Origin of the sequence: Streptomyces coelicoflavus, from assembly GCF_045041415.1 — a bacterium.
Classification (GTDB): Bacteria; Actinomycetota; Actinomycetes; order Streptomycetales; family Streptomycetaceae; genus Streptomyces; species Streptomyces coelicoflavus.
In genome coordinates this window covers 861,434-875,269 of the sequence record NZ_CP108218.1, presented here as the reverse complement: position 1 = coordinate 875,269, position 13,836 = coordinate 861,434, and the positions used below count along the sequence as shown (strand labels likewise).

Here is a 13,836-nt window from a genome sequence, read left to right as displayed (position 1 = left end):
GTTCGGAGCCCACCCGGCCCCGGGCGCACCGCAATGTCCACGGCCACTCCGGTCGCACGACCGTCACCCGGCCGTCACGGGTCACCCGCGGTGCCGGGCCACGGTGCCGCCCGACGCCCCGTCACCCCCGATATCCGCCGCCGAGGAGGTGAGTTCCGCGTCTTACGTGGTATGGGCCTAGCGGACGGGTAGTTTCGGCCTCATCGACTGGAAAGGTGCCGCCTGTGACGCAGGACCGACCAAGCGACAAGGAAGAACACGAAAGAAGCACGCTCCCGGGTTCGGAAGCGGGCCTGCCGGGGCACGAGCACAAGCCCCGGACCGACCGCGTCGTCTTCGGCGTCACGGCCGTCCTGACCCTGGCGTTCGTCATCTGGGGCGCCGCCGCCACCGACTCGCTGGAGGACGTCTCGAGCTCCATGCTCGGCGGCCTGCTGCACAACGGAGGCTGGGCGTTCACGCTGGCCGCCTCCGGCTTCGTGGTCTTCGCACTCTGGCTCGCGGCCAGCCGCTACGGCCGCATCCACCTGGGCGCCGAGGGCGAGGAACCCGAGTTCCGGACCGTGTCCTGGGTCGCCATGATGTTCAGCGCGGGCATGGGCATCGGCCTGATGTTCTACGGCGTGAGCGAGCCGCTCGCGCACTACAGCACGCCTCCGCCCGGGACCAGCCCGGCCGACTCCGGCGACCGCATGGCGACGGCCATGGCGACCACCCTGTTCCACTGGACGCTCCACCCGTGGGCGATCTACGCCGTGGTCGGTCTCGGCATCGCCTACAGCACCTTCCGCAGGCGCCGCAGGCAGACCATAAGCGCCGTGTTCACCCCGCTCATCGGCGAGAAGCACGCCAACGGCGCCGGCGGCCGGGTCATCGACATCCTGGCCATCATCGCGACGATCTTCGGCTCCGCGGCCTCGCTGGGCCTCGGCGCGCTCCAGATCGGCTCCGGCATGGAGAAGCTCGACTGGATGGACAAGGTCAGCACCGGACTGCTCGTCGGCATCATCGCGGTGCTGACGGCGGCGTTCGTGGCCTCGGCCATCTCCGGCGTCGAGAAGGGCATCCAGTGGCTGTCCAACACCAACATGGTGCTGGCGCTGCTGCTCGCCGTCTTCGTGTTCGTCGCGGGCCCGACCATCCTCATCCTCGACCTGCTGCCGACGTCCGTCTTCGCCTACCTCGGCGACCTGCCCCAGATGGCCGGCCGCACCGAGATCAGCGGCGGCAAGGGCGTCGCCGACTGGCTGGGCAGCTGGACCGTCTTCTACTGGGCGTGGTGGATCTCCTGGACGCCCTTCGTCGGCATGTTCATCGCCCGCATCAGCAGGGGCCGGACGATCCGTCAGTTCATCGGCGGCGTCATCCTGGTGCCCAGCACGGTCAGCCTGATCTGGTTCGCGATCTTCGGCGGTTCGTCGATGCGGCTTCAGGAGCAGAACCGGCTGGGCGACGACTCGACCCCGGAGGGGCAGCTCTTCGGCGTGCTCCAGGAGTACCCGATCGCCACGGCCACCAGCCTGCTGGTGATGATCCTCGTCGGCATCTTCTTCGTCTCGGGTGCCGACGCGGCCTCCATCGTGATGGGCACGCTCTCGCAGAAGGGCGCGCTGGAACCCAGTCGCTGGGTGGTCGTCGTCTGGGGTGTGGTGACCGGCGCCGTCGCGGCCATCATGCTGCTGATCGGCAGCGGCGAGGGTGACGCGCTGACCGGTCTCCAGAACCTGACGATCCTCGCGGCGGCGCCCTTCGTCATCGTGATGATCTTCATGTGCGTCGCCCTGATGCGCGACCTGCGCCGTGACCCGCTCATGGTGCGTGGCGAGATGGCCAACGAAGCCGTCGAACTGGCCGTCATCGAGGGCCACAAGCAGTACGAGGGCGACTTCGAGATCCGGATCGGACCCGGCCCCGGCACCGACGTGGAGGGCGACCCGATCGGCAAGCACCACCAGGACTGACCCCAGGGAGCCTGTCGACCGGGACGGCGGCGTCAGGAGGCGAGCCGGGCCGCCTCCTGCGCGCAGCCCCAGGCCACGGTGACGCCCGCGCCGCCGTGGCCGTAGTTGTGCACGAGCCGCCGCCCGTCCGGCAGCGTCCCCCGCTCCAGCCGGACCGCGTCCCGGGCCGGCCGCAGCCCCACCCGGTGCGCGAGCACCCGCGCCCCGGCGATCTCCGGACGCAGGGCCGCGCACCGCCGCACGATGGCCTCGGCGACCGCCGGGTCCGGCTCGTCCGACCAGGCGTCGTCCTCCGCCGTCCCGCCCAGCAGGAGCCGGCCGGGCTGCGGAAGGAAGTACGTCGTCTCCCCGGACCCGGCGTCCGCCGAGACCAGCCAGGTGTCGATGCCGGGGTTCTCCACGACCACCAGTTGCCCGCGCACCGGCCGCACGGCCGGGTCCGGCACCAGCTCGCGGGAGCCCAGGCCGGTGCAGTTGACGACGACCGGCGCGTCCGCCTCGGCCAGGTCGGTCACCGCACGGTCCTCCACCGTGCCGCCCGCGGCCGCCAGGCGCTCCCGCAGCCACGGCAGATGAACCGACATGTCGATGAGCGGCAGCCGGGCCCACAGCCCCGTCCCGGCGTACTCGGCCGGGCTCGCCGCGCGCAGCCCGGGCAGCCGGGCCGAGGCCCACGCACCCACCTCGTCCGGGCCGGTCTCGCCGAGCACACCCTCGACCATGCGCACGCCGGTCTCCTCGGACCGCGCCGCCAGCTCCTCGTACACGTCCAGGGAACGCAGCGCCCACGCCTGCGCCAGCGCGACGGGCTCGATCCGGTACGGCCACCACAGTCCGCCCGCGACCACCGAGGTGGTCCGTTCCACGGGCTCCCGCGTCCACAGCCGCACCCGTCTGCCCCGCTCGGCGAGGACCACGGCCGTCGTCAGCCCGATCACCCCGCCGCCGACCACGACGACTTCACCGGTCAGTTCGCCATCCAGTTCGGTTTCCACACCAGGACGTTAACCGAACGCCCCACGCCGGTCCCGGAGCGGGCCCCGCCCCAGGAGGCACCCACCGCGAGGCCGCCGAGCGCACGCCCTTCGGGGCCGGGATCCGGCGCGTCCGGGCGCGGCTAGGATCGACGGTCTGATGACTGCCACCCTCGTCGCCAAGAACCTCGCCGCCGGCCACGGCGACCGCTCCCTGTTCACCGGGCTCGACCTCGTCGTCGCACCCGGCGACGTGATCGGTCTCGTCGGGGCCAACGGCGCGGGCAAGTCCACCCTCCTGCGGATGCTCGCCGGGCTGACCGCGCCGGAGCAGGGCGAGCTGCGCCTGTCCCCGCCCACCGCCACCGTCGGCCACCTCCCGCAGGAGCCGGAGCGCCGCCCCGGCGAGAGCGTCCGGGAGTTCCTGGCCCGCCGCACCGGCGTCACCGACGCCCAGCGCGCCATGGACGACGCCACCCAGGCCCTGGTCGACGGCGCCCCCGGCGCCGACGACGCCTACGCGACCACCCTGGAGCGCTGGCTGGCCCTGGGCGGCGCCGACCTCGACGACCGGGCGGAGGAGACCGCCGAGGCGCTGGGCCTGACCGTCGGCCTGGACCAGCCGATGACGTCCCTGTCCGGCGGCCAGGCGGCCCGTGCCGGCCTCGCCTCCCTCCTCCTCTCCCGCTACGACGTCTTCCTCCTCGACGAGCCGACCAACGACCTCGACCTGGACGGCCTGGAGCGCCTCGAACGCTTCGTGACCGGCCTGCGCCCCGGCACCGTCGTCGTCAGCCACGACCGCGAGTTCCTCACCCGCACCGTCACCAAGGTCCTGGAACTCGACCTCGCCCAGCGCCGGATCAACCTCTACGGCGGCGGCTACGAGGCCTACCTGGAGGAACGCGAGGTGGCCCGGCGGCACGCCCGGGACGAGTATGAGGAGTACGCCGACAAGCGGGCCTCCCTCCAGGACCGCGCCCAGACGCAGCGCGCCTGGATGGACAAGGGCGTCAAGAACGCCCGGCGCAAGGCGGGCAACGACAACGACAAGATCGGCCGCAAGTTCCGCAGCGAGGCCAGTGAGAAGCAGGCCGCCAAGGCCCGCCAGACCCAGCGCATGATCGAACGCCTCGAGGTCGTCGAGGAGCCGCGCAAGGAATGGGACCTGCGGATGGAGATCGCGTCGGCGCCCCGCTCGGGCGCGGTCGTCGCCACCCTGCGCGACGCCGAGGTCCGGCGCGGCGGCTTCACGCTCGGCCCGGTCTCCCTCCAGATCGACTGGGCGGACCGGGTGGCGGTGACGGGAGCCAACGGCGCGGGCAAGTCCACGCTCCTCGGCGCCCTCCTCGGCCGCGTTCCCCTCGACGCGGGGCACGCGGCGCTGGGCTCCGGGGTCCTGCTCGGCGAAGTCGACCAGGCCCGCAAGCTGTTCCACGGCCCCGAGATGCTGCTCGACGCCTTCCGCGCCGCCGTCCCCGACCTGGAACCGGCGGAGATCCGCACCCTGCTCGCCAAGTTCGCCCTCAAGGCCGACCACGTCACACGCCCGGCGTCGACCCTCTCACCCGGCGAACGCACCAGGGCCGCCCTCGCCCTCCTCCAGGGCCGGGGCGTCAACCTCCTGGTCCTGGACGAGCCGACCAACCACCTCGACCTCCCGGCCATCGAACAACTCGAATCGGCCCTGGACGCCTACGAAGGCACCCTCCTCCTCGTCACCCACGACCGCCGCATGCTGAACGCGGTCAACGTGACCCGCCGCCTGGAGGTGACGAACGGCAAGGTAACGGAGGCTCCCGCCTGACTGCGGACAGCCGCCGGCCGCCGCCGCTGCGGGCCATCGTGCCGCTGGGGCGGCACGGGTGGGCGCAGCGGCACCCGGCTAGCCCCGGTCCGCGCAACCCACCCCCCGCCCCAGCGCCGGACGCCTAGGCGAGTCCGGCCCGCCGCAACGCGTCCGCCATCGCCCCGTTGGACGCAGCAGGCGCCGACGAAGACCGCCCCTTACCGCCACCGCCGGAGGCACCGGCACCCCGCTGCTGCCGCTGCCGGGGCGGCTTCCCACCCCGCTCCTTCTTAGGCTCCCCCTGCGCAGCGGCCTCGTCGTCCAACCGCAACGTCAACGAGATCCGCTTCCGCGGAATGTCGACGTCCATCACCTTCACCTTCACGATGTCCCCGGGCTTCACCACGTCCCGCGGATCCTTCACGAACGTCTTCGACATGGCTGACACATGCACCAGCCCGTCCTGATGCACACCGACGTCCACGAACGCCCCGAACGCGGCGACGTTCGTGACGACACCCTCCAGCACCATCCCGGAAGCCAGGTCGGAGATCTTCTCCACGCCCTCCTTGAAGGTGGCCGTCTTGAAGGCGGGCCGCGGGTCGCGCCCCGGCTTCTCCAGCTCCCGCAGGATGTCGGTCACCGTCGGCAGACCGAAGGTCTCGTCCACGAACCGGTCGGGCCGCAGCGACCGCAGCACCGAGGTGTTGCCGATCAGCCCGGCCACCTCCTGCCCGGCGCTCTTCACCATCCGCCGCACCACCGGGTACGCCTCGGGGTGCACGCTGGACGCGTCCAGCGGGTCGTCGCCGCCCCGGATCCGCAGGAAGCCCGCGCACTGCTCGTAGGCCTTGGGACCGAGCCGCGACACCTTCTTCAGCGCGGTCCGCGACGTGAACGGGCCGTTCGCGTCGCGGTGCGCCACGATGTTCTCGGCGAGCCCGGAGGTGATGCCGGAGACCCTGGACAGCAGCGGCGCGGAGGCCGTGTTGACGTCCACCCCCACGCCGTTCACACAGTCCTCGACCACCGCGTCCAGCGAGCGGGACAGCTTCACCTCGGACAGGTCGTGCTGGTACTGGCCGACGCCGATCGACTTCGGGTCGATCTTCACCAGCTCGGCCAGCGGGTCCTGGAGCCGCCGGGCGATCGAGACCGCGCCGCGCAGCGAGACGTCCATGTCCGGCAACTCCTGGGAGGCGAAGGCGGAGGCGGAGTACACGGAGGCGCCCGCCTCGGACACCATCACCTTGGTGAGCTTCAACTCCGGGTGCTTGGTGATGAGTTCACCGGCGAGCTTGTCGGTCTCGCGGGAGGCCGTGCCGTTGCCGATGGCGATCAGGTCGACCCTGTGCTCCTTCGCCAGCCGTGCCAGCTTGGCGATCGCCTCGTCCCACCGGTTGGCGGGGACGTGTGGGTGGATCACGTCCGTGGCCACGACCTTGCCGGTCGCGTCGACCACGGCGACCTTCACACCGGTACGGAAGCCGGGGTCCAGGCCGAGCGTCGCCCGGGTGCCCGCGGGGGCGGCGAGGAGCAGGTCGCGCAGGTTGGCCGCGAAGACGTTCACCGCCTCGTCCTCCGCCGCGGTGCGCAGCCGCAGCCTGAGGTCGATGCCGAGGTGGACCAGGATGCGGGTGCGCCAGGCCCAGCGGACCGTGTCGCCCAGCCACTTGTCGGCGGGCCTGCCGCGGTCGGCGATCCCGAACCGGCCGGCGACCATCGCCTCGTACGAGGACGGGCCCTCCGTGGGCTCCTCGGGCTCCAGCACGAGGTCGAGCACGTCCTCCTTCTCGCCGCGCAGCATCGCGAGGACGCGGTGCGAGGGCAGCGCGGTGAAGGGCTCGGCGAAGTCGAAGTAGTCGGCGAACTTGGCGCCGGCCTCCTCCTTGCCCTCCTTGACCTTGGCGGCGAGCCGCCCGCGCCCCCACATCCGCTCGCGCAGCTCGCCGATCAGGTCGGCGTCCTCCGAGAACTTCTCCGTGAGGATCGAGCGCGCGCCGTCCAGGGCGGCCTGCGGGTCGGCCACGCCCTTGCCGGCGTCGACGAACGCGGCCGCCGCGGCCGTCGGGTCCACCGACGCGTCGGCGAGCAGACCCTCGGCCAGCGGCCCGAGACCCGCCTCGCGCGCGATCTGCGCCTTCGTCCGCCGCTTCGGCTTGAACGGCAGGTAGATGTCCTCCAGACGGGCCTTGGTCTCCGCCGCCCGGATGCGCGTCTCCAACTCCTCGGTGAGCTTGCCCTGCTCACGCACCGAGTCGAGGATCGCCGTCCGCCGCTCCTCCAGCTCCCGCAGGTAGCGCAGCCGTTCCTCGAGCGTGCGCAGCTGCGCGTCGTCGAGCATCTCGGTCGCTTCCTTGCGGTAGCGGGCGATGAAGGGCACCGTCGAGCCGCCGTCCAGCAGCTCGACCGCGGCCTTCACCTGTCGCTCCCGCACGCCGAGCTCGTCGGCGATCCTGCTTTCGATGGACCTTGCGTCGCTGGACCCGCTGGACGTGCTGGACGCGTTGGACCCGGGTGTCGTCACGATCCCGTACCGCCTTCTCACTGAGGTTGCGCGGCAATTGTGGCAGGTGGCGCCGACAATCGGGGATCAGGGCGCCGTCCCGGCCGGTCGGAACCGGTGGGGAGGGGGCCGGGGATCAGACCCGGCGGCCCCGCGTGGCGGAGGAGGCCCCGCCGAAGAGCCGGGCCAGGGCCCGGAAGGGAAGCGTCACCACGGTGGCGACTGCGCCACCGATCTGGCGCAGTACGTCTGCGATGGCACGGAACACGAGTTGCCCCTTTCGTCCACCGGCCGCCCCGGCCGGTAGGCATACGGGTACCTCCGTACCGGCGCCGCATGCCCTCGCGTACGCCCCCCGTGCACGCCCGGGCGTGTCGGCGGCTCGTCAGCGCTTGGCGAGCAGGTCCGCGGGGAAGGCACCGGCCTCGTGCGCCGCACGCGCGAAGGCCGACCCGAGTTCCGTCAGGCGCGCCACGCCCTCCGCTCCCAGGTGCGCGTAGGGGTCGGCGTCGAGCCGGTCGGTCTCCCGCTCGATCCCCTCGCGCAGGGCCGTGCCCTCCTCGGTCAGCTCGCCCGCCGCGTCGACGATCCCCCGCTCGCGCAGCCGGCCGGTGGCCGCGTCCCACTCCTCCTGGGTCCAGCCCCGCGTGGTGAGGATCCACTTCGGTGCCATGCCCTTGCCGGTCGCGGTGTGCGTCACCAGCGCCTCCAGACCGTCCAGTCCCGCGGTCGTCAGCGCGGCGAGGTGGCCGTCGCCGCGGTGCTCGCGCAGCAGCGTCGCCGCGTGCCAGAGGGCCAGGTGCGGGGCGTCGGGCACGGGCAGGTCCGCGTGGGCCGAGTAGAGCGGGCGGGCGCTGCGCGAGCAGCCCCCGGCGGCACGCAGCGCCAGCTCGGCGGCCTCCGCCATCTCGGCCGACGCCACGGCCTGCGCGCCCAGCAGCCGGCGCAGCGTGGCGTCGACGGCGCGCAGACGTGCCGCCAGGGCCTGCTGCGGAGTGACCTTCTCCCACACGGCGGGAACGTGCCGGGCGACCAGGTCGTGCTTGTAGTTGTAGAACGCCGCCGTCACGACGCCGGCGCCGACCGCGCCCAGCGCGGCGGCCCGCACCGCGAAGTTGACGGCCCGGGCGTCGGTGACCCCGAGGGCGCCCAGCTCCCGGCCCAGGTCGGGGGAGAAGTAGTGCGTCGAGTGCAGCGAGTTGAGCGCGTTGTGGCAGCGGCGGCCCGCGCGTGCGTCGAGTGCGGCAGTGGTCATGCCACGCAGGTTACCAACCGCTCAGTACGTTCAGGGGGCCCGCGCGGGCCATGGCAGGAAAGGTGGGGTTCTCGTCATTGCGGCCATCGAGCGGGGGGCGAAGAATCGACGGCATGGCGCAGCGAACCCGGCCGACCGGGCGGACCGTACTGGTACTCCTCTTCGACGACGTGCAGAGTCTCGACGTCACCGGCCCCGTGGAGGTCTTCGCGGGCGCCGAGAAGGACACGCCGGGCACGTACCGCATCCGCACGGCCACGCTGGACGGTGCTCCCGTGCGCACGTCCAGCGGTCTGACCGTCGCACCGGACCACGCGCTCGCCGACGCGCCGGAGCCGGACACCCTGGTCGTCCCCGGCGGCCAGGGCACCCGGGATCCCGACCCGCGCCTGACCGACTGGCTGCGCGGGCACGGGCCGCGGGCCCGGCGTCTGGTCTCCGTCTGCACCGGGGCGATCCTGCTGGCCCGGGCGGGACTGCTGGACGGCCGCCGCGTCACCACCCACTGGGCCTACAGCGGCCGGCTCGCCCGCGACCACCCGGCCGTGGATGTCGACCCCGACCCCATCTACGTCCGGGACGGGCACGTGGCCACGTCCGCCGGTGTCACCTCCGGCATCGACCTCGCCCTCGCCCTGGTGGAGGAGGACCTGGGCCGGGACGTCGCCCTGACCGTCGCCCGGCACCTCGTGGTGTTCCTGCGCAGGCCCGGGAACCAGGCCCAGTTCAGCGCCCAGCTCGCCGCCCAGACCGCACGCCGTGAGCCGCTGCGGGAGATCCAGCAGTGGATCACCGAGCACCCCGGCGCGGACCTGAGCGTCGAATCCCTCGCCGCCCGGGCCAGCCTCTCGCCGCGCCACTTCGCCCGCGCCTTCCAGGCGGAGACCGGCACCACGCCGGGCCGCTACGTCGACCGGGTCCGCCTGGAGCACGCCCGCAGGCTCCTCGAGGACACCGGCGACGGCGTCGAGGAGGTCTCCCGGGCCAGCGGCTACGGCACGACGGAGGCCATGCGCCGCGCCTTCGTCAAGGCGCTCGGCACCTCACCGGCGGAGTACCGCCGCCGCTTCCGGCCCACCCCGGCCCACTGAGGCCCGTACACGCACCGTCGTCCACCGAACCGACCCCGGAAGGAAGAACGTGCAGATCGCCGTCGTCCTCTTCGACCGCTTCACCGCCCTCGACGCCGTGGGCCCGTACGAGACACTCGGCCGTCTCCCGGACGCGGAGACCGTCTTCGTCGCCGAGCACACCGGCCCCGTCCGCACCGACACCGGGAACCTCGCGCTCACCGCCGACCGGGCCCTGGCGGACGTGCCCGCCCCCGACATCGTCGTCGTCCCCGGCGGGCCCGGCCAGAGCCCGCAGATGGAGAACGAGACCCTGCTGGACTGGCTGCGCGCCGCCGACGCCACCAGCACCTGGACCACGTCGGTGTGCACCGGCTCCCTGCTGCTCGCCGCCGCCGGGCTGCTGGAGGGGCGCCGCGCCACCTCGCACTGGCTGGCCCTGGACTTCCTGAAGCGGTACGGCGCCGAGCCGACCGGGGAACGGGTCGTCACCGACGGCAAGTACGTCACCGCGGCCGGTGTCTCCTCCGGCATCGACATGGGGCTGACCCTGCTCGGCCGGATCGCCGGCGACGAGCACGCGCAGGCGGTGCAGCTCCTGACCGAGTACGACCCCCAGCCGCCCTACGACGCCGGATCACCGGCCAAGGCGCCCGCGCACATCGTCGAGAAGCTCCGCGGCCGGAGCCGGTTCATCCGGACGTAGGCCCGCTCCAGCCGAAACGCGGCTGCCTGCGCTCCAGGAAGGCGGCGACCCCCTCCGCGGTGTCGCCGCTGCCGCGTGCCTGCGCGGTCCAGTGGGCGTCCCGGTCCCCGCGGCCGTTCGCGAACTCCTTGGCCGCGGCCTGCGTCAGCAGCGAGCGGGACGTCAGCACCCGGGTGAACTCCGCCACCCGCTTGCCCAGTTCGCCCTCCGGCAGCACCTCGTCCACCAGGCCGGTGCGCAGCGCCCGCGCCGCGTCGATCAACTCACCGCTGAACAGCAGGTACTTCGCGGTGGCGGGCCCCGTCAGCGCCACCAGCCGCCGGGTCGCGGACGCCGGGTACACGACGCCCAGCTTGGCCGGGGTCACCCCGAACAACGCCGTCTCCTCGGCGAACCGCAGGTCGCACGCGGCCGCCAACTGCGCCCCGCCGCCCACGCAGTGCCCCCGGACCGCCGCCAGCGTCGGCTTGGGGAACGCGGCGAGGGCCTCCTCGGCCCGTACCGCCAGCCCTTGCGCCTCCTCGGCCGACTCGCGCAGGGTCGAGATGTCGGCCCCGGCGCAGAACGTGGCGCCCTCACCGGTGAGCACCAGCGCCCGCACCCCCGGATCCGCGGCCAGGCCGTCGAGGACACGGGGCAGCGCCCGCCACATCTCGGCCGTCATGGCGTTGCGCTTGGCCGGGTGGTGGACGACGACGGTGGCGACCGAGTCGGCGACCCGGTGCAGCAGTTGCGGCTCCATGGACCGGATGTTATCCACCGGCCCGTCCGCTGCGGGCGCCCGGGCGGCCGGGCGGGCGGCGGCAGAGGGGTGGCGGTCGGGACAGGAACGGTCGCGTGTCATGCGTCAACGATCAGGAAACGCTCGATATTTGCTGACTTGTGTTCAGTCCCCGGGTGCGGCCCGGCGGGTTACCAACACTCGGGGTGTGGTGACTATCGAGCCCAGGGGTGGCGACCGGACGATGGACGAGACCGGGCCCGCCGGGCCGCTGCCGTACGAAGGTGTCTGGCGGTTCACCGCCCCCGCCGTGGACGCCTCGGTCCCGCAGGCGCGGCACGCCGTGCGCGACCTGCTGACCCGCCAGGGGGTGCCGGTCTCCGACGACGTGACGCAGGCGCTGCTGCTGATCGTCTCGGAACTGGTCACGAACGCGGTCCGGCACGCGGCCGTGCTCTCTCCGGTGCTCGCCGTGGAGGTGGCCGTCGGGCCCGAGTGGGTGCGGGTGGCCGTCGAGGACGACCACCCCTACCGCCCGACCGCCCTGGAGACCGACCACGGCCGCACCGGCGGGCGCGGTCTGCTGCTGGTCCGGGAGGTCACCCGGGAGGCGGGCGGGGCCTGCGACGTCGCCCACACCGCGAGCGGCGGCAAGGTGATCTGGGCCGCCCTGCCGCTCAAGCACACCCCGCGATAGGACCTGCCTGCCGCGGCAGGTGGGCCAGCCGCAGGACCCGCTGCGGCGGCCCCCCGCGACGGGCCCCCGCTCACCAGCCCGCGGACGGGCCCGTCAGCTCGCGGACGGCCGGCCGGGCCGCGTCCAGCACCGTCATGAACCATGCCGAGAAGGTGTCCTTCGCGTGCCGCTCGGTCAGCTCCGCCGGGGACACGAAGACCGTCTCCGCCACTTCCTCCGGGTCCGCGCGCAGCTCGGCCTGCACCAGGCCGACGAAGAGGTGGTTGTACTCCTGCTCGACCAGCCCGGAATCCGGGTCGGGGTGGTTGTAGCGCACCGTGCCCGCCTCGGCGAGCAGGGAGGGCGACACCCCCAGCTCCTCGTACGTCCGCCTGGCCGCGGCCGCGAACGGGGCCTCACCCGGGTAAGGGTGACCGCAGCAGGTGTTCGACCACACACCGGGGGAGTGGTACTTGCCCAGCGCCCGCTGCTGGAGCAGCAGCCGCCCCCGCTCGTCGAAGAGGAACACGGAGAAGGCGCGGTGCAACCGCCCCGGCGGCTGGTGTGCGGAGAGCTTCTCCGCGGTGCCGATCGTCACGCCGTTCTCGTCGACCAGTTCCAGCAAAATCGCGTCTGCGGTGCCGTTCGACGAGCTGGGCGTCGCGGTGGCAGGAGTGATCGGCATACCCATCCTTCACATCGGTCCTCGCGCCCCAAGTGTGCCGTACGAATCCGGCACTCTCGGCACTTCCCGGCACACCCGCATGTCCCGCGTGCCCGCACGGGCACCGGGGGCGGCCGGTCGGACACCGAGCAGGGGTCCGATGGAAGATCATTCCCGGCGTCGCCCCACCGGAACCCCCGGCCCCCGGCCTCCCGGAGGCATCGCGGCGGACCGGAAGCGGACGGGGGCGTGCGACAGCGCGTCCCCGTGTGTGCGCGCCCCCTGAGTACTGGACCGCCCTGAGTACTGGACCGTTCACCGCCCCGGTGCGTCCCGGGCCTCAATGGCACAGCCGCGCCTCGTGCTCCGCGTGACCGCTGGGTTCCAGCTGGAACGTGCAGTGCTCCACGTCGAAGTGGTCGCCGAGGCAGCCCTGCAACTCGTGGAGCATCTTCTCGTGGCCGATCGCGCTCAGCGCCTCGCCGTCGACCACCACGTGCGCCGACAGCACGGGCATGCCCGAGGTGATGGTCCAGGCGTGCAGGTCGTGCACGTCCTCCACGCCGTCCAGGGCCAGTATGTGCGCGCGCACCTCGGCGATGTCCACGCCCTTGGGGGCCGCCTCGAGGAGCACGTCCAGGGTCTCGCGCAGCAACCGCAAGGTGCGCGGCACGATCATCAGACCGATCAGCAGCGACGCGATCGGGTCGGCGGGCTGCCAGCCCGTGGCCAGGATCACCAGCGCCGAGACGATCACCGCCAGGGAGCCCAGCGCGTCGGCCGCCACCTCCAGGAAGGCGCCCCGCACGTTCAGGCTCTCCTTCTGGCCGCGCATCAGCAGGGACAGCGACACCATGTTCGCCACCAGGCCGATCGCACCGAAGACGACGGTCGGCCCGCCCGCGGTGTCGGCCGGCGTGACGAACCGGTCGATCGCCTCGTACAGGACGTAGCCGCCGACCCCGAGCAGCAGCAGACAGTTGGCCAGGGCGGCCAGGATCTCGGCGCGGGCGTAGCCGAAGGTGCGGCGGTCGCTCGGCGGGCGGCTCGCGAAGTGGACGGCCAGCAGGGCCATGCCGAGCCCCAGGGCGTCCGTCGCCATGTGCGCGGCGTCGGCGATCAGCGCCAGCGAGTCGGCGACCAGACCGCCGACGATCTCGACGACCATGACCGTGAGGGTGATCGCCAGCGCCACCCGAAGCCGCCCCCGGTACGCGGCGGTCACCGTCCCGCCGCCGTGCCCTCCGTGTGCGTGCCCGTGATCGTGCCCAGCCCCCATGGGAAAGCCGCCTCCTTGTCCGCAGGGGCGTCCGGCCTTCCGGCGCCCGGATGACAGTCAACTACGGGTAGGGGGTATCGGGCAACGCGGCACTGAACACCGTTGTCATGTGCCCTGACCTGGGGAAACGTTCCGCAGGTCAGCGTGTTGCGGGACCATCGGAGGCGCCTCGTCCGCCGTATGGGGGCAGGTTCCGCCGAGGGCGGTCCTGACCCTGTGCGAACAGGTGCCGACA

General features: G+C 72.9%; 12 protein-coding genes. 5 read left to right on the top strand and 7 right to left on the bottom strand.

Features of this window, described 5'->3' with window-relative positions; all coding sequences use genetic code 11:
- Positions 1-224: 224 nt before the first annotated feature.
- Positions 225-1,961 carry a BCCT family transporter gene (locus OHA99_RS04035; RefSeq protein ID WP_153176855.1) on the top strand — a complete coding sequence of 579 codons (1,737 nt, stop codon included), beginning with the start codon at positions 225-227 and terminating at the stop codon, positions 1,959-1,961.
- 32 nt (positions 1,962-1,993) lie between these two features.
- On the opposite strand, the gene OHA99_RS04030 is transcribed toward OHA99_RS04035, so the two are convergent.
- A complete protein-coding gene (locus OHA99_RS04030; protein ID WP_153176854.1) occupies positions 1,994-2,956 on the bottom strand; it encodes an FAD-dependent oxidoreductase in 963 nt (320 codons plus the stop codon).
- A 139-nt stretch (positions 2,957-3,095) separates the two neighbouring features.
- On the opposite strand from OHA99_RS04030, the gene OHA99_RS04025 reads away from it, so the two are divergent.
- Positions 3,096-4,742 carry an ABC-F family ATP-binding cassette domain-containing protein gene (locus OHA99_RS04025; RefSeq protein WP_153176853.1) on the top strand — a complete coding sequence of 549 codons (1,647 nt, stop codon included), beginning with the start codon at positions 3,096-3,098 and terminating at the stop codon, positions 4,740-4,742.
- Between the two features lie 124 nt (positions 4,743-4,866).
- On the opposite strand, the gene OHA99_RS04020 is transcribed toward OHA99_RS04025, so the two are convergent.
- The 3 genes from OHA99_RS04020 to OHA99_RS04010 form a co-directional block, all read right to left on the bottom strand.
- Positions 4,867-7,251, bottom strand: a complete 2,385-nt coding sequence (locus OHA99_RS04020) for a Tex family protein (protein ID WP_153176852.1) — start codon at positions 7,249-7,251, stop codon at positions 4,867-4,869.
- 115 nt (positions 7,252-7,366) lie between these two features.
- The gene (locus tag OHA99_RS04015) at positions 7,367-7,498 is read right to left on the bottom strand and encodes an LPFR motif small protein (RefSeq protein WP_007389050.1); all 132 of its coding nucleotides are present in this window, start codon (positions 7,496-7,498) and stop codon (positions 7,367-7,369) included.
- 117 nt (positions 7,499-7,615) lie between these two features.
- The gene (locus OHA99_RS04010; protein ID WP_405694092.1) at positions 7,616-8,485 is read right to left on the bottom strand and encodes an SCO6745 family protein; all 870 of its coding nucleotides are present in this window, start codon (positions 8,483-8,485) and stop codon (positions 7,616-7,618) included.
- 113 nt (positions 8,486-8,598) lie between these two features.
- Between OHA99_RS04010 and OHA99_RS04005 the strand changes: the two genes are divergently transcribed.
- Together OHA99_RS04005 and OHA99_RS04000 are read left to right on the top strand one after the other, a co-directional pair.
- Complete coding sequence (locus tag OHA99_RS04005; RefSeq protein WP_405694089.1) at positions 8,599-9,576, top strand: GlxA family transcriptional regulator; 978 nt, start codon at positions 8,599-8,601, stop codon at positions 9,574-9,576.
- Between the two features lie 49 nt (positions 9,577-9,625).
- Positions 9,626-10,261 (top strand): DJ-1/PfpI family protein, encoded by a 636-nt coding sequence (locus OHA99_RS04000; RefSeq protein WP_282880564.1) that lies wholly within the window; start codon positions 9,626-9,628, stop codon positions 10,259-10,261.
- Here the strand turns inward: OHA99_RS04000 and OHA99_RS03995 are convergent.
- Complete coding sequence (locus OHA99_RS03995; RefSeq protein ID WP_381498751.1) at positions 10,248-11,003, bottom strand: enoyl-CoA hydratase/isomerase family protein; 756 nt, start codon at positions 11,001-11,003, stop codon at positions 10,248-10,250. The two genes, OHA99_RS04000 and OHA99_RS03995, sit on opposite strands and share 14 nt — an antisense overlap.
- A 223-nt stretch (positions 11,004-11,226) precedes the next feature.
- Between OHA99_RS03995 and OHA99_RS03990 the strand changes: the two genes are divergently transcribed.
- Complete coding sequence (locus tag OHA99_RS03990; RefSeq protein ID WP_007389055.1) at positions 11,227-11,679, top strand: ATP-binding protein; 453 nt, start codon at positions 11,227-11,229, stop codon at positions 11,677-11,679.
- Between the two features lie 70 nt (positions 11,680-11,749).
- Here OHA99_RS03990 and idi read toward each other — a convergent pair whose 3' ends face one another.
- Both idi and OHA99_RS03980 read right to left on the bottom strand, forming a co-directional pair.
- Positions 11,750-12,343, bottom strand: coding sequence for an isopentenyl-diphosphate Delta-isomerase (idi, locus tag OHA99_RS03985; RefSeq protein ID WP_153176849.1), 594 nt, complete (start codon positions 12,341-12,343; stop codon positions 11,750-11,752).
- Positions 12,344-12,662: 319 nt separating this feature from the next.
- A complete protein-coding gene (locus OHA99_RS03980; RefSeq protein WP_153176848.1) occupies positions 12,663-13,601 on the bottom strand; it encodes a cation diffusion facilitator family transporter in 939 nt (312 codons plus the stop codon).
- Positions 13,602-13,836: the final 235 nt, after the last annotated feature.

Excerpts from the sequence above, each read along its gene's own strand:
- OHA99_RS04005 (WP_405694089.1), top strand. The coding sequence starts at position 8,599 with ATGGCGCAGCGAACCCGGCCGACCGGGCGGACCGTACTGGTACTCCTC.
- OHA99_RS04010 (WP_405694092.1), bottom strand. The coding sequence starts at position 8,485 with ATGACCACTGCCGCACTCGACGCACGCGCGGGCCGCCGCTGCCACAAC.
- OHA99_RS04025 (WP_153176853.1), top strand. The coding sequence starts at position 3,096 with ATGACTGCCACCCTCGTCGCCAAGAACCTCGCCGCCGGCCACGGCGAC.
- OHA99_RS03980 (WP_153176848.1), bottom strand. The coding sequence starts at position 13,601 with ATGGGGGCTGGGCACGATCACGGGCACGCACACGGAGGGCACGGCGGC.
- idi (WP_153176849.1), bottom strand. The coding sequence starts at position 12,343 with ATGCCGATCACTCCTGCCACCGCGACGCCCAGCTCGTCGAACGGCACC.
- OHA99_RS03995 (WP_381498751.1), bottom strand. The coding sequence starts at position 11,003 with ATGGAGCCGCAACTGCTGCACCGGGTCGCCGACTCGGTCGCCACCGTC.
- OHA99_RS03990 (WP_007389055.1), top strand. The coding sequence starts at position 11,227 with ATGGACGAGACCGGGCCCGCCGGGCCGCTGCCGTACGAAGGTGTCTGG.